Source organism: Hymenobacter antarcticus, assembly GCF_039539545.1.
Classification (GTDB): domain Bacteria; phylum Bacteroidota; class Bacteroidia; order Cytophagales; family Hymenobacteraceae; genus Hymenobacter; species Hymenobacter antarcticus.
Map to the genome: position 1 here is coordinate 340,323 of NZ_BAABDI010000001.1, position 20,516 is coordinate 360,838.

At 62.4% G+C, this 20,516-nt stretch carries 16 protein-coding genes and 2 tRNA genes; 7 read left to right on the top strand and 11 right to left on the bottom strand.

Features of this window, described 5'->3' with window-relative positions:
• Positions 1-306 precede the first annotated feature (306 nt).
• Entirely contained in the window at positions 307-1,398 is a 1,092-nt protein-coding gene (locus ABD819_RS01375) for a Glu/Leu/Phe/Val dehydrogenase dimerization domain-containing protein (RefSeq protein ID WP_345120154.1), read from the bottom strand.
• A gap of 258 nt (positions 1,399-1,656) precedes the next feature.
• Between ABD819_RS01375 and ABD819_RS01380 the strand changes: the two genes are divergently transcribed.
• A complete protein-coding gene (locus ABD819_RS01380) occupies positions 1,657-3,441 on the top strand; it encodes an ABC transporter ATP-binding protein (RefSeq protein WP_345120156.1) in 1,785 nt (594 codons plus the stop codon).
• Between the two features lie 84 nt (positions 3,442-3,525).
• Positions 3,526-3,918 carry a VOC family protein gene (locus ABD819_RS01385; protein ID WP_345120158.1) on the top strand — a complete coding sequence of 131 codons (393 nt, stop codon included), beginning with the start codon at positions 3,526-3,528 and terminating at the stop codon, positions 3,916-3,918.
• 101 nt (positions 3,919-4,019) lie between these two features.
• Here ABD819_RS01385 and ABD819_RS01390 read toward each other — a convergent pair whose 3' ends face one another.
• The 3 genes from ABD819_RS01390 to ABD819_RS01400 all read right to left on the bottom strand — a co-directional run bounded on the left by ABD819_RS01390 (position 4,020) and on the right by ABD819_RS01400 (position 7,540).
• Positions 4,020-5,582, bottom strand: coding sequence for an outer membrane beta-barrel protein (locus tag ABD819_RS01390; protein ID WP_345120160.1), 1,563 nt, complete (start codon positions 5,580-5,582; stop codon positions 4,020-4,022).
• On the bottom strand, positions 5,488-6,525 hold the full coding sequence (locus ABD819_RS01395; RefSeq protein ID WP_345120162.1) for an outer membrane beta-barrel protein: 1,038 nt from the start codon (positions 6,523-6,525) through the stop codon (positions 5,488-5,490). The genes ABD819_RS01390 and ABD819_RS01395 overlap by 95 nt, the downstream gene beginning before the upstream one ends.
• A 538-nt stretch (positions 6,526-7,063) precedes the next feature.
• Positions 7,064-7,540 carry a T9SS type A sorting domain-containing protein gene (locus ABD819_RS01400; RefSeq protein WP_345120164.1) on the bottom strand — a complete coding sequence of 159 codons (477 nt, stop codon included), beginning with the start codon at positions 7,538-7,540 and terminating at the stop codon, positions 7,064-7,066.
• A 189-nt stretch (positions 7,541-7,729) separates the two neighbouring features.
• Between ABD819_RS01400 and ABD819_RS01405 the strand changes: the two genes are divergently transcribed.
• The 3 genes from ABD819_RS01405 to ABD819_RS01415 all read left to right on the top strand — a co-directional run bounded on the left by ABD819_RS01405 (position 7,730) and on the right by ABD819_RS01415 (position 8,828).
• Positions 7,730-7,803, top strand: a tRNA-Pro gene (locus tag ABD819_RS01405).
• 107 nt (positions 7,804-7,910) lie between these two features.
• Positions 7,911-7,984 (top strand) — tRNA-Pro (locus ABD819_RS01410).
• A gap of 142 nt (positions 7,985-8,126) precedes the next feature.
• A complete protein-coding gene (locus ABD819_RS01415) occupies positions 8,127-8,828 on the top strand; it encodes a hypothetical protein (protein WP_345120166.1) in 702 nt (233 codons plus the stop codon).
• Between the two features lie 249 nt (positions 8,829-9,077).
• Here ABD819_RS01415 and ABD819_RS01420 read toward each other — a convergent pair whose 3' ends face one another.
• The 5 genes from ABD819_RS01420 to ABD819_RS01440 form a co-directional block, all read right to left on the bottom strand.
• A complete protein-coding gene (locus ABD819_RS01420; protein WP_345120168.1) occupies positions 9,078-9,596 on the bottom strand; it encodes a hypothetical protein in 519 nt (172 codons plus the stop codon).
• 96 nt (positions 9,597-9,692) lie between these two features.
• The gene (locus tag ABD819_RS01425) at positions 9,693-11,468 is read right to left on the bottom strand and encodes an ABC transporter ATP-binding protein (RefSeq protein ID WP_345120170.1); all 1,776 of its coding nucleotides are present in this window, start codon (positions 11,466-11,468) and stop codon (positions 9,693-9,695) included.
• 125 nt (positions 11,469-11,593) lie between these two features.
• On the bottom strand, positions 11,594-12,355 hold the full coding sequence (gene truA, locus ABD819_RS01430) for a tRNA pseudouridine(38-40) synthase TruA (protein ID WP_345120172.1): 762 nt from the start codon (positions 12,353-12,355) through the stop codon (positions 11,594-11,596).
• A 124-nt stretch (positions 12,356-12,479) separates the two neighbouring features.
• Positions 12,480-12,689: a PID-CTERM protein-sorting domain-containing protein gene (locus ABD819_RS01435; RefSeq protein WP_345120174.1), complete on the bottom strand. Its 210-nt coding sequence runs from the start codon at positions 12,687-12,689 to the stop codon at positions 12,480-12,482.
• Between the two features lie 57 nt (positions 12,690-12,746).
• Positions 12,747-16,211, bottom strand: a complete 3,465-nt coding sequence (locus tag ABD819_RS01440; protein WP_345120176.1) for a LamG-like jellyroll fold domain-containing protein — start codon at positions 16,209-16,211, stop codon at positions 12,747-12,749.
• A 612-nt stretch (positions 16,212-16,823) separates the two neighbouring features.
• On the opposite strand from ABD819_RS01440, the gene ABD819_RS01445 reads away from it, so the two are divergent.
• Entirely contained in the window at positions 16,824-17,522 is a 699-nt protein-coding gene (locus ABD819_RS01445; RefSeq protein WP_345120178.1) for a hypothetical protein, read from the top strand.
• Positions 17,523-17,568: 46 nt separating this feature from the next.
• On the opposite strand, the gene ABD819_RS01450 is transcribed toward ABD819_RS01445, so the two are convergent.
• Positions 17,569-18,774: a thiolase family protein gene (locus ABD819_RS01450; protein ID WP_345120180.1), complete on the bottom strand. Its 1,206-nt coding sequence runs from the start codon at positions 18,772-18,774 to the stop codon at positions 17,569-17,571.
• A gap of 89 nt (positions 18,775-18,863) precedes the next feature.
• Between ABD819_RS01450 and ABD819_RS01455 the strand changes: the two genes are divergently transcribed.
• Entirely contained in the window at positions 18,864-19,334 is a 471-nt protein-coding gene (locus ABD819_RS01455; protein WP_345120182.1) for a DUF4293 family protein, read from the top strand.
• An 80-nt stretch (positions 19,335-19,414) separates the two neighbouring features.
• On the opposite strand, the gene ABD819_RS01460 is transcribed toward ABD819_RS01455, so the two are convergent.
• Positions 19,415-20,335: a proline and serine-rich protein 1 family protein gene (locus ABD819_RS01460; RefSeq protein ID WP_345120184.1), complete on the bottom strand. Its 921-nt coding sequence runs from the start codon at positions 20,333-20,335 to the stop codon at positions 19,415-19,417.
• Between the last annotated feature and the right edge of the window lie 181 nt (positions 20,336-20,516).

A 20,516-nucleotide genomic window follows, 5' to 3' on the forward strand; every position in this document is an offset into this window, starting at 1 on the left:
TCTGGTAATCAGTATTGGGTATTCAGTAGTCGGAAAAAGAACGTCATGCTGAGCTTGCCGAAGCATCTCTACCGCACAACTAATCAGTTGCTAAGTAGGTCGTGGGGATTAGTTTGACTTATTAGCACGTCATGCTGAGCCTGTCGAAGCATCTTTACTGCTTCGCTGAACGGCCCTGATGAAGCGGTAGAGATGCTTCGACTACGCTCAGCATGACGTTCTTTTTTAGTGCAAAGTAATTTGCCCGACGTACTTAGCACAACGAAGCGGTAGAGATGCTTCGGCAAGCTCAGCATGACGTTCCTTTTAAAAGGTTGACTTCACCCGGCCCACGCTGGCGATGCGCTCCTTGGCCTGCTTGATGGCGGCGGCCTGGGGGTGCGTGCCTTCTTCTTCGGCCTTGGCCAAAACCTGGAGGGTGAAATCGTAGATTTTTTCGGTTTGGGTGAGCGCGCCCTGGCGGCTGCCGCCCGTTACTTCGGAGTACACGTTGATGAGGCCGCCGGCGTTGATGAGGAAGTCGGGGGCGTACACGATGCCGCGGCGCACCAGCTCGGGGCCGTGCTGATTTTCGACTTTCAGCTGGTTGTTGGCGCAGCCGGCCACCACGCGGGCCTTCAGGCGCGGAATGGTGTCGTCGTTCAGCGTGGCACCCAGCGCGCAGGGCGAGTAAATGTCCATGTCCTGGTCGTAAATCTCATCCAGGCCCACGGCGGTGGCGCCGAAGCGGGCGGCGGCTTCCAAGGCGCGGTCCTCGTAATAATCGGTCACGATGAGCTTGGCTCCCTCTTTCTGGAGGTGCTCCAGCAGATAGGTACCCACGTGGCCCACACCCTGCACGCCAATGCGCTTGCCGGCCAGACTCTCCGAGCCATATGCCTTTTTAGCGGCGGCTTTCATGCCCATGTAGGTGCCATAGGCCGTCACGGGCGAAGGGTCGCCCGAGCCGCCCATGCTCTCGGGCAGGCCGGCTACGTGGGTGGTTTCCATGCGGATATACTCCATGTCCTTGGTGGTCATGTTCACATCCTCGGCCGTGATGTACTTGCCGTTCAGGTTCTTCACGAAGCGGCCGAACTTGCGCAGCAGGGCTTCGGTCTTCAGCGTTTTGGCATCACCAATGATGACGGCCTTGCCACCGCCCAGGTTCAGGCCCGAGATGGCGGCCTTGTAGGTCATGCCGCGCGAGAGGCGCAGCACATCGTTCAGCGCTTCCATGTCCGAAGCGTAGTGCCACATGCGGGTGCCGCCTAGCGCCGGGCCAAGTACCGTATTGTGGATGCCGATAATGGCTCTGAGGCCCGTCTCGTGGTCATGGCAAAACACGACTTGCTCGTGCTGGTGCTCGGCAATCTGGCCGAAAATGGCTTCGGGAGCCATGATTTGGGTTTCAATCATTGGGAGGGGATTGAGCGTGGTGGGAATTTGGGAATGGTTGGGAAGAGTGCGGCGTAACTTTGTTGGGTCGTATACGGAAACACCAGAACGTCATGCTGAGCTTGTCGAAGCATCTCTACCGCAGTAGTAAATCAATTACTTGCGCGGTAGAGATGCTTCGACAAGCTCAGCATGACGTTCTGGTGGACCATTGACTAAACCTTTCAGGCCGCAAAAGTACCGCTATTTTCCCAAACCGGCCTCTTTCAATCCTTGCCCGTGCGCGCTCTCAACGCCGTTAACCCCTTCATTTTCCGCTATAAGTGGCATTTCCTCGCCGGGGTGCTGTTTGTGGCGCTGAGCACGTTGCTGGCTATTTTTCCGGCCCAGCTGGTGCGCTACGCCTTCGATTTGGTGAATGAGGGCATCGACCTCTACCACCTCTACGCCGGTACCCAGGCCCAGAGCGGCGTGTACCAATTATTCGGGCGCAACGTGCTGTTCTACGGCCTGCTCATCATTGGGCTGGCCTTGCTGCGGGGCATCTTCCTGTTCTTCATGCGCCAGACGCTCATCGTGATGTCGCGCCACATCGAGAACGACCAGAAGAACCAGATTTACCAGCACTACCAGTCACTACCGCTCAGCTTCTACCGCCGCCACAGCACCGGCGACCTCATGTCGCGCATCAGCGAGGACGTGAGCCGGGTGCGGATGTACCTCGGGCCGGCCATCATGTATTTCCTGCAGCTCGTGCTGCTGTTCCTGCTCATCGTGCCGCTCATGCTCATGGTGAACGTGAAGCTGACGCTCTACACGCTGCTGCCGCTGCCGGTGCTGTCGGTCAGCATCTTCTATGTCAACAACTTGATTGAGCGGAAGTCCGACGAAATCCAACGGGCGCTGTCGGGCATGACGACCTTTGTGCAGGAAGCTTTTTCCGGAATTCGGGTATTGAAATCCTTCGTGCGCGAGGCTGATTCCCACGCGCAGTTCGCGGCGGCCAGCAACGAGTACAAGGACAAGTCGCTGAGCCTGAACTTTGTGAATTCGCTGTTCTTTCCCCTGATTCTGTTCCTGGTGGGGCTCAGCTCGCTCATCACCGTGTGGGTGGGCGGGCAGGAGGTTATCCGGGGCACCATCACCACGGGCACCATTGCCGAATTCCTGATTTACGTGAACCTGCTCACCTGGCCGGTCACGGCCCTGGGCTGGACGTCCTCGCTGGTGCAGCGAGCGGAAGCTTCGCAGGCCCGCATCAACGAATTTCTGGACCAAAAAACCGACATCGTTTCGCGCCAGCACGTGCAGCGCGAGCTGGTGGGCGACATCGTGTTCGATAACGTGTCCTTCACCTATCCCGATACCGGGATTCAGGCCCTGAAAAACGTGAGCTTCCGCGTGCGCCACGGCCAGACGCTGGCCGTTATCGGCAACACGGGCTCGGGCAAAAGCACCGTGGCGGCCCTGCTTTGCCGCCTGTACGACGTGACGGCCGGCGCTATCAAGGTTGACGAAACTGATGTGCGCGATTACTCCCTGCGGGCCCTGCGCGGGCAGATTGGCTACGTGCCGCAGGATGTGTTCCTGTTCTCCGACACCATCCGCAACAATATCAACTTCGGCCTCGACGAGCCCGATGAGGCCCGGATGCTGCAAGCCGCCAAGGATGCCGACGTGTACGAGAACATCCTCGCCTTCCCCGAGGGCTTCGATACGAAAGTGGGCGAGCGCGGCATCACGCTCTCGGGCGGCCAGAAGCAGCGCGTGAGCATGGCCCGCGCCCTGGTGAAGGAGCCCAAAATCCTGATTCTGGACGACTCGCTTTCGGCCGTGGATACCAAAACGGAGAATGCCATTCTCGGCAGCCTGCAGCGCATCATGGCCCAGCGCACCAGCCTTATTATCTCGCACCGGGTGAGCTCGGTGAAGCTGGCCGATGAAATCCTGGTGCTTGAAGATGGCGAAATCGTGCAGCATGGCACCCACGAGGCCCTGATGGCCGACACCGACGGCCTCTACCGCGCCCTTTACGACCGGCAGCTGCAAACCGAAGAAGCGTAGATGTAGCGCGGACTTTGAGAGTCCGCGAGTAGAACGACCCTTGCCCATTCATGCCTAGACGCGCAGAGTCCAAACTACTTGCTCATGAACCAACGCCTGGCCCACGTCACCCTGCTCGTTCGCGACTACGACGAAGCCATTGCCTTCTACATCAAGGTGCTAGGCTTCAGCCTGGCCTCCGACCTGGACTTGGGCGAGGGCAAGCGCTGGGTGGTGGTAGCGCCGCCCGGCCCCGCCGGCTGCGGCCTGCTGCTGGCCGAAGCCCAAACCGACGAGGAAAAGCACGGCGTGGGCCAGCAGGGGGCCGGCCGCGTCTGGCTGTTCCTGCACACCGACGACTTCTGGCGCGACTACCCCGTGCTGCGAGCCCGCGGCCTGCGCTTTCTCGAAACGCCCCGCAGGGAAGTCTACGGCCACGTTGCGGTATTCGAAGACCTGTACGGCAACAAGTGGGACCTGCTGGAGCCGCTGGGGTAGTGCGCGGCGCGGGGCCGTGGCCATTCTCCGTTGCCGGTCACAACCCAAAGCGCCCCGGCAGATACTGCCGGGGCGCTTTGGGTTGCGTTGAGCGGGTTGGGCTAGTCGAAAATGTAGCGCACGCCCACCTGGACCCGCCAGCGGCTGTTCAGGCTGGTGTCGGTGAAGAACGTCTGGTTGCCGCCCCGGAAGGTGTAGGCGGGCGTGCTGGACGTGGCGCTGGAGTAGCCGGCCTCGATGAGGCGGTTGTTGCCCACCAGCTGGCGGTTGCCCCAGCTGGCGTTCAGCAGGTTGCCCAGGTTGAGGATGTCGAGGCTCAGCTGCAGGGTATTTTTCTTGCCGCTGTTGGTGGTCAGCGTGAAATCCTGCAGGATTTTCGCGTCGAGCTGGGTGTACCAGGGACTGAGCGAGCCGTTGCGCTCGGCGTAGTCGCCGCGGCGGTCGTTCAGGTACTTATCCTGGCTGATGTAGGAATCAAGCTGGCGGTACTGCTCGTCAGCCGATACGGTCTGGCCGGCGGCGTTGGTGTAGGGCACCAGGTTAATCTGGCTGCGGTTGGCGGGCACAAAAATCAGGTCGTTGCCGCTGATGTTGTCGCGGTTCAGGTCGCCGGCGTAGGTGTAGCTGAAGCGGTTGCCTTGGGCGGCCTCAAAGAAGAAGCTCACCGTGGTGGCCAGCTTCTGGTCGGCGTAGGCGAAGCGGCGACCGGCGGCGGCAATGATGCGGTGCTGCAGGCCGAAGTCGCTGAAGGCGAGCTGCGGCTGGTTCGAGGTCACGATGGGCAGGCGCTGGAAGGCATCGGCGGCGATTTCGCCGGGGTTGGAGGTGATGTCCTTGGCCTGGGCGAAGGTGTAGGCCGCGGTGGCATAGAAGCCGTTGGCAAATTCCTTGCGTAACTGCCCTGTGAGCGAGTATTGGTAGCCCTGCTTGGTATTTTCGAGCACGATAACGCCGGCGTTCAGGTTGGCGGGCGCGGTGCCGTTGGGGCCAACAAAGGTGGTATTCAGTTGCGGGTTGCCGGTATCGAAGGGCGAATTCGGACCTGGGAAGATAAGCCGGCTATCAGCTCCCGTCAGCCGCTGGGTGGGGGTGATAAAGTTGTAGTTGCGGTGAATGGCCGCGTTGATGTCCTTTGAGTAGATGGCCTCCACCGTGGCCACGATGCCGCCGGGTAGTTCGCGGTCCACGGCCAGATTGGTGCGCCACACCTGCGGAAACGTAAAGTCGCGGGCCGTGCCGTTGATTTGGAACGTGAAAAAGTTATCGAATTGCGCGTTGGAGGCCTGGTTGCCAATCCACACCAGCGGAATGCGTCCGGTGAAGATGCCGCTACCGCCGCGCACCTGGGTTTTGGGTCCGTCACCTTGCGAGGTGTAGTTGAAGCCCACGCGGGGCGAAAACAGGGGCGTGGCTTTGGGCAGCTGCGACACGTCGACTTTCACGGCTTTGCCGTCGCCATCCTGAAAAGTAGCAGCTGCCAGCTGGGCGTTGGGCGCAATGTCGGTGCCGTAGATGGGCATGTCGGCCCGCAGGCCTACCGTTAGTTTAACGGCCGGGTTGAGTTGGTACTCATCCTGCACGTACAGGCCCAGCTGCGACACGGTCACCTCCACCTGCTTGATGGGGGATGCGGCCCCGCTGGCGACCCGGGCGTTCGATGGCATTGGCGTTAGGCCCCAGCTCGCGGAAGCTTTTGAGGTAGCTGTAGCGGATGGAGAAGGTGTTCTGCGGATTGATGTTCCAGTCGAGCTTCGCCAGAAACTTATCCGAGTACGTGCGGTAGTTGAAGCCCTGGTACGCGCCGGGGTCGTAGCCGTACACCGACTTCAAGCGGCTGCTAATCAGGTCCAGGTCCGACTGCAGCACCCGGCTCACCCCGTTGAGCTGGCCGTTCACGGCCGCCGTGGCCTCGGCAGCGCTGGTAGCGGGCCGGAAGGTCTGGCCGGGGTCGGTCTGGCGCGTCAACTCGGCATTGGTGAAGAAGAACAGCTTGTTTTTCACCAGCGGCCCGCCCAGGGCAAAACCCGTCTGGTTGAACTGCAGGCTGGGGTTCTCAATGGTCGCGCCCTCCACCTTCTTGCCAATCAGGTTCTCGTTGCGGAAGTACGTGTAGGCCGTGCCCTTGATTTCGTTGGTGCCGCTCTTGGTCACGGCATTGATGCCGGCCCCCGTGAAACCGCCCTGGCGCACATCGTAAGGCGCCAGGCTCACCTGAATCTGCTCGATGGCATCGGGCGACACCGGCTGCGAGTTTGTCTGGCCGCCGGGCGTGGGCGAGTCCAGGCCAAACGAGTTGTTGAAGATGGAGCCGTCGAGCGAGAAGTTGTTATACAGCGTGTTGCGGCCGCCAAAGCTCAGCCCGCTGCTCTGGGGCGTGAGGCGCGTGAAGTCCTTCTGCGAGCGACTCACCGTGGGCAGCGTCCGAATCGCCGTCGAGCTGATGTTGGTGGCGGCCCCCGTGCGGTCCTTGTTAATCTGGCCGTCGCGGTTGCCCCGCACCACCACTTCGTCCAGCGCCTGCGCGTTGTCGGTGAGCGTCACGCGGCTCTCGTAGGTTTTGCCCAGCACCAGCTGAATGCCCGTGGCCGTGTAGGTCTGCGCGCCCACAAAAGAAACCTTTACTTCGTAAGGCCCCCGATGCGCATGTTCAGCAGGTCGTATTGTCCGTTCTCACGGGTTGCCGCGCCGTATTGCGTGCCCGAAGGCAGGGGTGCGTCGCAATCACCGATGCCCCCGGTAGTGGTTCGCCTTTGGCTTCCAGCACGAGGCCTTTCATGGCGGAGGTAGTTACTCCCTGAGCCCGCAAACTGTTCCTACTCGTGAAAAGCACAAAGCCGAGCAGTATTAACAGTAAAATTCTGTTTTTCACAATCCAGCTTTTTTGTTTATCCGAAGCATTTCCCCGAAATTCCACTGCAAAGCCAGATTAGCTAATTATTAAGCGCGGCTTGCATAGTAATTTGGTAATCTTATGGAAACATACGAAATGGCACTTATCAGGTAGCGAACGTGCGCAAAGCAGTGATTTTGGATGTAATATATAATGAATAAAATAAATATATACTATTAGTCATAACCAGTTGCGAGCTACGCGTTTGTATCGCGCTGTCAGCAACAGATTATCCCCATCAATAGCAGTCGGAATTTATTGTCCTATCATCACCCGGCGCATGCCGGTTTTCTCATAGGCCGTGCAGCGCACGATGTAGGCCCCGGCGGGTAGTCGGCTCACGTTGAGCACGGCGGGCGTCTGGCCGTTCATCATGGTGTAGGTGAGCACGGGGCGGCCGCCCACGTCGGTGAGCTCTACGCGGGTGGGGCCGGGGTTGTCGGTTTTCACGGTGAGGCGGCCGGTGGCGTTGTTCGACTCGGCCCGCACCTTAATGGCATTGGGGTTGGCCGCCGGGGTTTCGGGGGCCGGAGCAATAAGAACGGTAGTTGCCGTTGCGGGAGCTGCTACGACCACGGGGGCCGCACCAGCCACCACCCCATTGGGCAAAATGGCTTCTTCTTTGGCCGGAGCCGCCACGGGCGCAACGGGTGTGGCAGCAGCAGGAGTCTGGGCGTGAGCGGGTGCCGATAATAAGCCGCCGGCCAGGGCAAGTAGTAATAGCTTTTTCATAACGGTAATACGAACGGGATGGAGGTAAAATTGCTAGCGTAAAGCTAAGCAAATCTGGGGCCGGTTGTTGCGGCGGCCGGCGGCGCTGGCTCCTCCCAACGCATTGGAAAAGCCAGCGCGCAAAACTTTATTTGCCCCTGGCTTGCACCAAAGCCAGAAATTGGCTTACCTTTGTCGCTCCAATACCAACGGGGTGTAGCGTAGCCTGGTATCGCGCCAGCATGGGGTGCTGGAGGTCGTAGGTTCGAATCCTGCCACTCCGACGGAAGAGCAGCCGCTCTTTATAAAGCCTTCGAACTTTCGGGTTCGGAGGCTTTTTTCGGCCGCAACTATTGGAAAATGAAAACAGGCCGCCCCATCGGCTTGCTTTCGGGGTGTAGCGCAGCCCGGTAGCGCGCGTCGTTCGGGACGACGAGGCCGTAGGTTCGAATCCTGCCACCCCGACTTTCAGAATCCAAAAAAGTCCTTTCCAGCAGTGGGAAGGACTTTTTTTGTGCCTTGCAGCCTATACGCTGGGCGATGCCGCCGCGTTAGGGGGGCTACCTTTGGCACTCACCTTTTTCATTTTCCTTCCAACCTTTATCAGATGAAGAAACTCATTCTACTGGCTTTAGTGGTAGCAAGTACCCAATCAATACAGGCTCAGAGCATTGCGGCGGGCACTATTTCGCTGGGCGGCGGCATTGGCTACAGCCGGAGCAGTAACAAGGTCAGTGGCACCTCAAACAATACTGCGTATTCAAATGAAGGCATCACCAGCCAGTTCTCCTTCACGCCAACGGTAGGCTATTTCGTGGCCGACAATTTGGAGGTGGGGCTGAACCTGGGCTATACGTCTTACCACCAGTTTTATACGACCACTAAGTCATCCCCCGTAGTAGTCGTCGCCGAGCTTGACCCCACAACCACCCTGCGGGTGGGCCCCTTTGTGCGCTACTACAAAATGCTGACCGAGCAGTTTGGTCTCATCGGCACGCTGGGGCTGGGCTACCAGAATCAGCGGTCCCAGAATTACAATAATAACAACGGCCCCAACTCGGGTATCTACGATACAAAGGCCTCGGGCTTTTATGCCGGCCTGACGCCGGGCATCGTATTCTTTCCCATTCCCAAGCTGGGGCTGAGCGCTTCGATGGGCTCGCTGGGCTACGGCCGCCTCAAATACGAACATCCCTCGGGAGGCAATACTCAGCTTTTTAAGGATTACGAAAGCAATATTAGCGACTTCGGGGCCAATTTTGGGCTCAACCAGCTGGTGTTTGGCGGCACCTACTACTTCGGGCGCTAGTTTTAATTCAGTGGCAAAACAACGCCCCCGGCCAGCTGGTCGGGGGCGTTGTTGATTTATGATTGGTCGGGTTTTTTAAGTAGTCGTTCATCCGTAAGCGGATGCTCCGGTCCGACCGCTCTAGGCGGTCCGGCCGGTCGTCGGGAGCACGTTCCGGTACGTTCTGCTTAACAACGACAACCGGTCGGACCGCCTGGAGCGGTCGGACCGGGGCTTGCGCCAACCGCACGCTTACTTCCGCATCACTATTCATTTCACGCCCACCCACACCTCCGAGGCTTCATCGGCCCCGAAGCGCTCCAGGTAGAAATCGCCGCGCTGGGTGAGTTTGCGGGCTTTCACGGCTTCCAGGGCGGCGGGGTAGAGCTTGTTGGGGGATAGTAGGTAGCTCACGCCGGTGAGGCGGGCAGCGATGACGCGCTGCCCGGCCGGCACCACGCGGTAGCGGAAGCCAGCGGGCAGGGGCTGCGTGGTGTCGGCTAGGGCCAGGCCGATGAAGGCGCGGATGGTGTCGTGGGCCGTTTCGGGGTCGTTGAGGTAGAGGTTGGCCAGGTCGCCGCGCAGACGGGCCTGGGCCTCCTTGGCCTGCCGAAATAAGTTGCCGAACCCCTCGTCGCGCACGGCCCCGTGGAAAGGCTGCCCGGCCAGGTACAGCGGCGCAGCCGTGGTTTCGAGGGTGACGATAGGCTCGCGGTTGCCGCCCAGATACACGTAGGTGCCGGCGGCGATGAGGGTGAGCAGAATGATGGCGAGGAAGAGGTAACGCATTTTGTCAATGAGTGAATGGGTGAATGAGCGAATGAGTGAATGAAATGGATGAAATGGGGAAATAAGACCTACCCATTCACTCATTCACCCATTCGCTCATTCACTACTGACCACGTACTGCATGCGGTAGAGCTGGGCGTAGTAGCCGCCCTCGATGCGCAGGAGTTCTTCGTGGGTGCCGGTTTCCTTGATTTCGCCTTTGTCGAGGACAATGATTTTATCGGCTTTCTGGATGGTGCTCAGGCGGTGGGCGATGACGAGCGAGGTGCGGCCCTGCATCAGCTTTTCGATGGCGGCCTGGATGAGCTCCTCGGTTTCGGAATCGACCGACGACGTGGCTTCGTCGAGCACGATGATGTGGGGCTGGTACACCATGGCCCGCACGAAGCTGATGAGCTGGCGCTGGCCCACCGAGAGCGTGGCCCCGCGCTCCATCACCGGGTAGGCGAGGGAGCCGGGCAGACGCTCGATGAAGCGGCGCGCCCCCACGAGGTCGGCGGCTTCCCAGATTTGGGCGTCGGTGATGGTTTTGTTGCCCAGCGTGATGTTGTCGCGAATGCTGCCGGCGAACAGGAATACGTCCTGGAGCACCACGCCGATTTGCCGGCGCAGCAGGCTCAGGTCGTACTCGCGCAGGTCGCGGCCATCGATGCAGATGCTGCCTTCCTGAATGTCGTAGAAACGGCTCAGCAGGTTGATGATGCTGGTTTTGCCCGCCCCGGTAGCGCCCACGAAGGCAATGGTCTGGCCGGGCTTCACATGAAAGCTGATGTCCTTGAGCACCCAGTCGGGCTCGTTGTAGGCGAACCTGACGTGCTTGAATTCCACGTCGCCCTTAAGCTCGGCCGGGGCAAAGGTGCCGGTGGTGGCCACTAAGTCCTGGTTGTCGAGAAGCTTGAGCAGGCGCTCGGTGCTCACCAGGCCCAATTGCAGGGTGTTGAACCGGTCGGCAATCTGGCGGATGGGCCGAAAGAACAGGGCGTTGTACATGATGAAGGCGATGAGCGCGCCCTTCGAAATCGAGCCCTCAATCTGGCCCTGGGCGGCGTACCAGACCAGCAGGCCCACGCCGACAGCGCCCAGCACCTCGGCCACCGGGAAGTAGATGCTGTAGTAGAGCACCGAGCGGATGTTGGCCTCGGTGTGCTCCTTGTTGATGGCCGCGAACTTGCGGTACTCCCGCTCTTCGTTGTTGAAAATCTGGACTACGTTCATGCCCGTGAGGTGCTCCTGCACGAAGGAGTTGAGCCGGGCCACGGCGTTGCGCACATCCTGAAACGAGGACTTGATTTTCTCCTTGAACACATAAGTCGAAAACAGCAGCGGCGGAATCACCGACAGGCTAATCAGGGTCAGCCGCCAGTCGATATAAAACATGAAGCCCATGATGAAGAGCAGCTGCAAAATATCGCCCACCATGGCCGCCAAGCCCTCGCTGAACACGTCGGACAGCGTTTCCACGTCCGAGATATTGCGCGTGACGAGCACGCCGATGGGCGTGCGGTCGAAGAAGCTGAGCTTGAGGTTGAGCAGGTGCTGGTAGAGGTCGGTGCGGATATCGCGCACGATGTACTGGCCCAGCCAGCCGCCGTAATAGGTCTGCAGGTAGCTCACGCCGGCGTGGCCCACCAGCAGCACCAGCAGCAGCAGAAACATGGTGTTCAGGCTCGTCATGTCGCCCTGCTCGATGCTGACATCGACCATGCGCTGAATGAGAAACGGCCGCAGCGTGCCCAGCACGGCGGTGGCCACGGTGAGCACAATCAGGCCGATGAACACGCGCCGGTAGGGGCGCACGTAGCCGAGCAGGCGGCGCAGCACGGCCCAGTCGAAGACCTGGCCGGTTTTGGTGGCGGAAGTGGTGGGGTCCATAAGTAGGGCAAAGGTCGGGAGTAAACCGCGCCGGCGCTAAAAAGTATGGGCGGCGATGATAGTCCGTTTCATTGACCGTCGTGCCGGGTGCAGCCGTAGCAGTTCGTTCTTTTTGTCAAAATCCGCTATTCCTGCCCCTCCGGCACCACGCCGTCCGCGTATTCTACCCGGCTGAGAAACAGGCCCTGCGCCGGGGCCGCGCTGCCCGCGTCCACGCGCCGCTGGGCCCAGAGCAGCTGCTGAAACTGGCGCGGCGTCATCTTGCCCCGGCCCACGTCGAGCAGGGTGCCCACCACCAGCCGCACCATGCCCCGCACGAAGCGGTTGGCCCGGATGCGGAACACCCAGCCGCCCGGCGCGGCGTGCCAGCCGGCGGCGGTGCAGTAGCACACGTAGTGGTTCTCGTTGCCCTTTATCTTCGAAAACGAGGTGAAGTCGAACTGGCCCACCATATAGCCGGCCGCCTCGTTCATGGCCGCCACATCGAGCGGGCGGTCGATGTACAGGGCGTGGTCGCGGCGAAAGGGGTCGGGCCGCGTCACCACGAAGTACTCGTAGTTGCGCTCCTCGGCCGAGAACCGGGCGTGGGCATTGGCAGCCACGGGGTGCAGGCGCAGGGCGGCGATGTCGGTAGGCAGGGCGCGGCGCAGGCGGTAGAGCAGCACCTCCAGGGTGAGGCCTTCGGGCAGCTCGGCCTCGAAATGGGCTACCTGATGGCTGGCGTGCACGCCGGTGTCAGTACGGCCGCTGCCCAGGCAGTGAATGGGCTGGCGCAGCACCTGGCTCAGGCAGCGGTCCACTTCGGCCTGCACGGTGAGGGTGTTGGGCTGCACCTGCCAGCCATGGTATTGGGTGCCGTCGTAGGCGAGGTGAAGAAAATAACGCATGAGGCACAAAAGTACGGCCGCCGCTTGTCGGAAGCGGAACCCCGGGCCAGCCAGCACGCAAAACGCCCCCGTAGCCAAGTGCTACGGGGGCGTTTTCAGCAAAGCAACCAGCTGGATTACCGGATTATTGCTGGCGGCGCTGGCGCAGTCGGCGCAGGGCGTAGCCGACGCCGCCGGCCAGCAGCAGCGAGACACCGCCGTCGATGGGCACGTCGGTGGGGCCGGCCGGGGTGCCCGGGCCGGGGCCGCCCGAGCCCGGCTGGGCCGTGGCCGATAGTCCGGCAAACGCCCACACAGTCGTCAAGAGCAGTACGGATTTAAGAATCTTTTTCATGGATTGCGGAATAAGCATAACGGCCGGCTCCGGCTTGAAACCGGCCGTTGCAATTAGTTATTGAACAATGACGCGCTTGGCCAGGGTGGCACCGCCGGCGTGCAGGCGCAGGGTGTATACGCCCGCGGCCAGGCCGGCCGTTTGCACGGCAAAGCGGGCACCGGTGGCAGCCAGCGGGGCCGACTGCCGGCGCACCACTTGCCCGAGAGCGTTCAGCAATTCGGCCTGTACGGCGGTGGCCCCGGCCACGGCCGGCACCAGCACCGTAAACTGCTCGTGGGCCGGGTTGGGATACAGCGTCACGTTGGCTGCCGTCAGGGCCTGGGCGGTGGCCAGTACCGAGCGGGCGGCGAAGGCCAGGGTGAAGCGGCTGGTCAGCAGGGCGGCCTGGGTCGGGCTCACGCTGAAGGCGTAGGTAGGCTGCTGGCTCAGGTTGATGGTCTGGCCGGTAGCGGCATCCGTGAGGAAGGCGTCGAGGCCGGCGGGCAGGTTGGTCAGCGCGGCGGCCGTAAGGGTGTAGGTGCCGGCGGCGGGCACGCCCACCGTCAGGGGCAGCACGGTGGCGGCGGTAAAGGCCGGGCGGCCGTCAATTGAGAGCGCCTCGCCGGTGCTGGCCAAGCTGGCCAGATTCAGGCCGGTAGTGTTAGGCAGCTTGCGGGCGTCGAAGGCGGCGTCGAAGGCGGGGGTGGCCCCGGTTTCGGCGTAGGCGTAGAACGCATCGGCCGCGCCGGTGGCGCCGCGCAGGTCGAGCTGCACCAGGGGGCGGGCGTCCGCGGCGTCGCGGCGGAAGGGCACCTGGAGGGTGGCGTCGGTCACGCGCTGGCCGTTGCGGAAAGTAAGCGTGCCGGCGTTCTGGCCGCTGCTCACCCGCACGAAGAAGCCCTGAGCGGTGCCCACGAAGCGGTTGGCGGCGGGCAGGCCGTTGACGTAGCTGCGGTAGGTGCCGTTGAACTGGCTGGCGCTTTCGAACACGTACATGGCCCCGTCGAGGCCCGCGCGGTCGGCGGGGGCCACCAGGGAGTAGTCTAACGGGGCGGGGTAGGGGTTGCCTACCAGCTGCCAGCCGGCTTCTGATTCGTTGACGCTGCCGGCCGCGTTGCGGGCCAGTGTGCGCGTAACGGGGCCGGTGTTGAGCGTGCCCACAAAGTCCACGAGCCGGGTGCCGGCGATATTCACGGCATAGCCGCGGCCCACGGTCAGGGTCAGGTCAATCTGGGGGTTGCTGGCGCTAGGCACCACGAAGCCGCGGTCAAACGGGGTGTAGGTGTTGGCCAGTGTCACGCGGCTCTGGTCGTAAGCAAACACGGTGGGGAAGGGCGAGACGGTGCCCGGCGTGGCCGAGGCGTTGTAGGCATCACCCTGGCTGATTTCGGGCGTGAAGCCGGCCGTGGTCAGGTCACTCACTGTCGAGCCGCTCACCGGGGCGCTGTAGTGGCGGTAGCCCAGGCCGGTGTTGGCCGAGCTGATGAAGCGCTGCACCGTGGCGGTGCCCACCACGACGCCCGTGCTGCTGTTGCGGGCCAGGGCCGTGCCGGCCGCCGAGGAGAGCAGCGTCAGGCCGTTGCCGTTGAGCAGCAGGTTGCCGGCGCCGCCCACGCCCACGGCGGCCGTCACGGCCACCGGGTTGGAGAGCGTCACGTTGCCGGCCGTGTTGATGGCCAAGCTGGATACGGTGGCGGGCAAGCCGTTGCCGGTTACCAGCGCCGCCGTGTTGTAGCCGTAATTGGCGGCAGTCGAGAACGAGCGGGTGCCCGTTACCTGCACCGAGCCCGTGGCCCCGCTGCTGGTAATGCCCGCCGCGTTGCAGATGCCCAGGATGCTGCCCGCGCCCAGCGTGAAGCTGCCCGCGCCACTGATAATGCTGCAGCCGTCGCTGAGCCCGCCGCCGGGCTGCACCGTGAACGAAGAAGTGACGCTCACGTTGCCGGCCAGCACGGCATTACCGGTGCCCGTCACGGTGATGGAAAAGTAGGTGCCGGCCGGAATTGGTGTCGGGCTGAGCTGCGTGCCGGTGCTCACCACCAGGTCGGTGACGACGGCGAAGGCGGGGCCGGTGAAGGTGGTGAGCGTGGCCGAAGCCGTGCTCACCGGGCCGGTGGTGGCGGTGGCGGGCACCGTCACCGTGGCCGCAAAGTCGTCGGTGGGCGCGGTGAAGGGCGCCACGGCCGTGCCGTTGAATTTAAACTCGGTGGCATCCATCAGGTTGGTGCCGGCAATGAGCACGCTGCTGCCGCGCGGGCCGCTGGTGGGCGTGAGGCTGGTGATGGTGGGGAAGCTGCGCACGAAGTTGCTCGTGGTGCCGGTGCGGGCAAAGTTGGTCAGTGTACCAATGCCATTGAGTGTGGTGATGCTCGTGTTGTTGCCACCGGCTATGCCTTGGTCACAGTTGGCGGCCGTTATCAGGCCTGCCCCGGTAGGCGTGCTGCTGAACATGTCGGCTTGCACCTGGGCCTGCGTGAGGGCGGTGGAGTACATGCGCACGTCGTCGTACCGGCCATTAAAAAAGCGCTGGCTGCCGGCTCCATCAAACCAGCCGCCCAGGCTGTATGGCAGGGCAGCGATTGGAATAGCCGTGGTGTAACTCGCCGATGTGTTTAACACCCCGTTCACATAAATTCTAAGGGTTTTGGCCGTGGCCGAGTAGACGACGGCTACGTGTGACCACCGTCCAGTAGGCAACGCCGATGCGGAGATGACATCCGTTGGATTGTTGCCGGCGATGGAAAAACCCAGGTTGTTGCCATAGAACTGACAGTGCATCGCTCCGGTGGGGAAACCATCCGTGAGCACAAACCCGTCCAAACTGCCGCTGAACGCCGCCGGATTTACCCAGCCTTCCAGCGTAAACTCGCTCGTGGCCGGCAGGTTGCTGGTGCTGCGCACGATGTCGTTTACCCCATCAAAGGCCAGCGCGTTGTTGGGCGAGCCCACCACAAAGGTGTTGGAGGTGAAGGTGACAAAGGAGGTGGCAGACGGGGGCTGCACCATTCCCACCGACGTCCCGTTTATCAGCACGCTTAGGCGCTGGTCATAGGTGCCGCCGCAGCAATTGGTGCGCTGCGCTGTCAGGAACCGTACCTGGTACACGCCGTCGGCCAGGGTCAGGATTTGTTCTGCCAGGCCGTCGATGCCCGACCCGCTTTGCAGGAAGGCCACGGCATCGCCCTGAGGCGCGGTGGGACCGAAGCCGCCGCCCGACCGGGAAATGCCCGACCGGTTATTGAACGTCCAGGCCGCCCCCCCGGTGGTGTAGGAGAACTGGCCCGCGGCCAGGCCGTTGGTTTCAAAGCCGGGGTTGGCTACGGCACCGGCCATCACCATGCCATCGGACACCCGCACGATTTCGACCTGGTCGACGAAGGCCGTAACGTCCGGGTTGCCGCTGAGGCTGCCCAGGGCCTGAATGCGCAGCGTGGGGTTGGCGGCCAAGGTGGCCAGCGGCGCGGCCAGCAGCAGGGCGGCCCAGCGGCAGCCGCGCCCTAGCGCCGTTTGCCAGGAATTAAAAAAGGAAAAGTGTTTCATAAACAATAAGTAAAGTGAAATTCAAACAAAAGAACAAATGCCCCAAAATCTGCAAAAGACTGCTGCCCGCGCAGTGCTACAAAGTAAGGATAGCAGAGTCATGTATTTTTATAATGGTATAATATATATTTCTACCCACAACATCCGTCCTAAAAGAACTACTATTTCGCCGTAAAAAACCCTTTCCGGCCCCCTGGCGGCTTCCCTGATGCGGTCGGGCCCTGGCCCCGAAACAACGCAAACCGGCCCAACATCGTCAGGTAGCCCCGCCAGAGCGGCGCAAGCCTGCCCAACTGCGTCAGGCACCTATCCCAAACCGGCGAAGCGTACCCTGACAACGTCAGGCACGGCTACCACAGACCCGAAAGGCCCCCTGACGGCCTCAGGCACCTACTCCAAACCGGCGAAGGGTACCCTGACGCCGTCGGGCACTGATACCAAAGAGACGAAGGGTGCCCTGACGGCGTCAGGCACCGACACCGCAGCGGCGAAAGGCCGGCTGACGGCGGCGAGGGGCAGGGCGCGGGAAATGTCGCGGAATACTGGTATTCTTGTCCATCGTCAGCCCCCACTACCCTCACCAATCCTCCTTTTCGCTGGCGTGCCCCGTTTATGTTGAACCCTACCCCTTTCTTCGCCCCCGACTTTTTTGCTACGAAGGACGTGACCCTGCCGCGCCTGCAAAAATTCGCCCTCGCCGCCATCCAGCGCCTCACCCTCGACAACCCCGGGGGCGTGTTCACGGCCCTCACCGCCGACCTCACCACCTACTACCAGGCCCTGTTTGGCGACATTACGGCCACCGATGCCGGCATCAGCCAGCGGCGCGGCAGCGCCCAGCTCATGTGGGGGGGCCTGGCCGACTTGCAGCACCAGCTCGAAGCCGACGAGGACCTCATCAAATACAAAAGCAAGAAGACGCCCGCCATTCGCCCGGCCTTCTTCCCCAACGGCCGCAAGGAGTACACCAACGCCACCCTGCTCACCGCCGACAAGCTGCTTGACCGCGCCAGCACCGCCGCCACTACCTACGCCAAAACCCTGGGCACCGACTTCGACGCGACCCGCTACGCGGGCTTTTACGCCGCCTTCAAAGCCGCCCGCACCGACACCGGGGCCGGCGACGAGCAGAGTGCCAAAGCCCGCGCCGCCGCCGAAACCCACCGCTCCGACCTCACCGCCCGTCTCACCGATGCCACCAAGCTGGTGGCCGCCCAGTTTCTGCGCGACGAACCCCGCGTCGCTGCTTACTTCCCTGTCGGCCTGCTGCAAGCGCCGGCGGCGGCCGCTAAGGCCAGTGCGAAAGGGTAGCCGAACGACAACTCCCCTCCTTTTTTAAGGAGGGGAGTTGTCGTTCTTACAGCTTCTCGTAAATCACGGCTGCGCCCTGGCCCACGCCCACGCACATCGTCACCAGGCCGTAGCGCATGCCCTCGCCGCGGCGGTGCATCTCGTGCAGCAGCGTGGCCGTGATGCGCGCGCCCGAGCTGCCCAGCGGGTGGCCCATGGCAATGGCCCCGCCATTCACGTTCACCTTGGCCGGGTCCAGGCCCAGCTCGCGGATGCAGGCGATGCTCTGAGCCGCGAAGGCTTCGTTGAGCTCAATCAGGTCGATATCGGCCAGGGTGAGGCCGGCGCGCTCCAGCACTTTCCTGGTGGCCGGAATCGGGCCCAGGCCCATCACCGACGGGTCGACGCCCGCCACGGCCGAGGCCACCACCCGGCCCAGGGGCTTGAGGTGGTAGCGGGCCAGGGCCTCCTCGTTCACCAGCAGCACGGCCGAGGCCCCGTCGTTGATGCCCGCCGAGTTGCCGGCCGTCACGGTGCCGCCCTCGGGCTGGAAGGCGGGCTTGAGGGTGGCCAGCTTTTCGAGCGACGAGAAGCGGGGCTGCTCATCGGCATCGAACAGGGCCGTGTCGCCCTTGGGGCTCGGGATGAACACCGGCACGATTTCCTTGCGGAAACGGCCTTTCTCCAGCGCCCGGGCATATTTGCGCTGGCTTTCGAAGGCGAAGAAGTCCTGCTCCTCGCGGGTGATGCCGTACTGCCGGGCCACATTCTCGGCGGTCTGGCCCATCGAGAAGGGGTGGTGCAGCTTGCTCAGGCGGGGGTTCACGAAGCGCCAGCCCAGGGTGGTGTCGTGGGCCGTGAGCTCGCGCCCGAAGGCCGACTCCGACTTGGCCATCACGAAGGGGGCGCGGGTCATGCTCTCGGCCCCGCCGGCCAGGTACACGTCGCCCTCGCCGGCCTTGATGGCGCGGGCCGCATCCATGATGCTTTGCAGGCCCGAGGCGCAGAGGCGGTTCACGGTATTGCCGGGCACGGTGGTGGGCAGGCCGGCCAGCAGCGCGGCCATGCGGGCCACGTTGCGGTTGTCTTCGCCGGCCTGGTTGGCGGCCCCCATAATCACGTCCTCAATGGCACTTTTATCAACGGAAGGATTGCGGCGCATGAGCTCACGGAGGACGTGAGCGGCCAAATCATCGGGGCGGACGCTGCTGAGCGCGCCGCCAAATTTTCCAATCGGGGTACGCACCGCGTCCACGATATAAGCAATTGGCATTCGGAGTAACAATAGCGGCGCAAGCGCCGGATGGGACTAAATTTGTGGCCCCGGCACAAGCCCGGGCCTATTTTAATAATACCACAAAGATGATACAAAGAATCCAAAGCGTGTTTTTGCTGTTGCTGGCCTTGGCCATGCTGAGCCTGCTGGCCCTGCCGCTGTGGCACAAAGTCGACGGCCTCACCAGCCAGGAGCTTACCCTCACCGCCTTCGGTTTCGATGCCAAAGGCCTGACGGTACCCGCCCCGGGCCCGGTCTGGATTATTGGTTTGCTGGCCGCCGCCTCGGCCGCCGTGGCGGTGTTCGAGATTTTCCAGTTCCGCAACCGCACCCAGCAGCTGCTGCTGGGCTCCATCAACCTGCTGCTCATCACGGCTACGCTCGGGGCCGCGTTTTACTTCTCCAACAAGGGCGAGCAGCTGCTCAACCTCAAGCTGGAAGGCCAGTTCCTCACGGCGTTCTACCTGCCCACGCTGGCCCTGCTGCTCAACCTGCTGGCCAACCGCTTCATCCGCCGCGACGAGCAGCTGGTGCGCAGCGCCGACCGCCTGCGCTAAGCATCAGGTTCGTGCCAAAGCCAGAAAGGCCGCTGTCGTCACGACAGCGGCCTTTCTGTTGTCAATTTTCAATCAGTCAACTAGCGTTGCTTCCGGTCCATGGCATCTACTGCCTGCTCAACATCACGCTTGCTGGATTCGAAGTTGAGCGTCTGGAACACGCGGTTGAAGTTCTGCGGGTCGGTTACGTGCAGGTAGGCAAATTTGGCCAGCTCCACCCGCGAGGCTTCGAAGTCGAGGCTCAGCAGCAGGCGTTTCAGGTCGTCGGTTGGCAGGGCGGCTTGGTTGAGCGCGGCTTTGGCGGTGCTCAGCTTGCCGGACTCGAAGCGCTGCTGCTGGATGGCCTGCACCAGGCTATTCACTTCCGGCGCCGGAATGGTGCGGTAGCTGCTCGTGGAGGAGCCGGGGTAGTAGCCCGCGCCGCCGGGGGCGTTGCCGTTGCCGCCGTTGGTGCCGTAGCCGCCGTTGCCATAGCCGTTGTTTCCATCGTCATCGCCATCATCGTCATTATCATAGCCACCGCCGTTTTGTGGGTAGTCTGGGCCGGGTCCACTGGGCGAATAATTGCCCTGGCCATACCCACCCTGGCCGTAGGGAGCCGGACTGTTGTAGCGGGGGCCACCGCCGTTGCCGTAGCCCCGGCCCGGCCCGTAGAGGGCCACCGCGTTTACTTGCCGTAGGCTAAGGGGCCGGCCGGGGCGGGCAATGAGCACGAAAGTGGTTTCGAGGCCGGGCTCCAGCCACACGCGGCTGCGGAAGCGCACGCTGCCGCCGTAAGCCGTGGGCACGCTAAAATCGGCCCAGTGCGCGCCGGGCACCAGCTGGTCCACATGCACCTGCCGGGCCACGCCCCGGGTGAGCAAACGCCCGTCGAGCACGAGGCCGAACGGCACGCCCCGCTCCGATGCAAAGTTGACATTAGCCGGCGCGGGCCCATGAGCCAGCGCGGGAGCCGCTGCCGAGAACAAACCGGCCAGGGCGAAGAGTAAGGCCTTTTTCATGACGAAAAGGAAGAAGTAGTCAACCCGGGAATCGGGTCGGTAATCCGGCATTTTCAAAAGGTATGCCACGTTTGGAACCAACGCGCCAAAAGCCCTGTTCGCGCCCGTTCCGCAAAACTGATAAACACGAAAAAGCCCTCGCAACCGAAGTTGCGGGGGCTTTTTGCTGGAACAGCGAAGG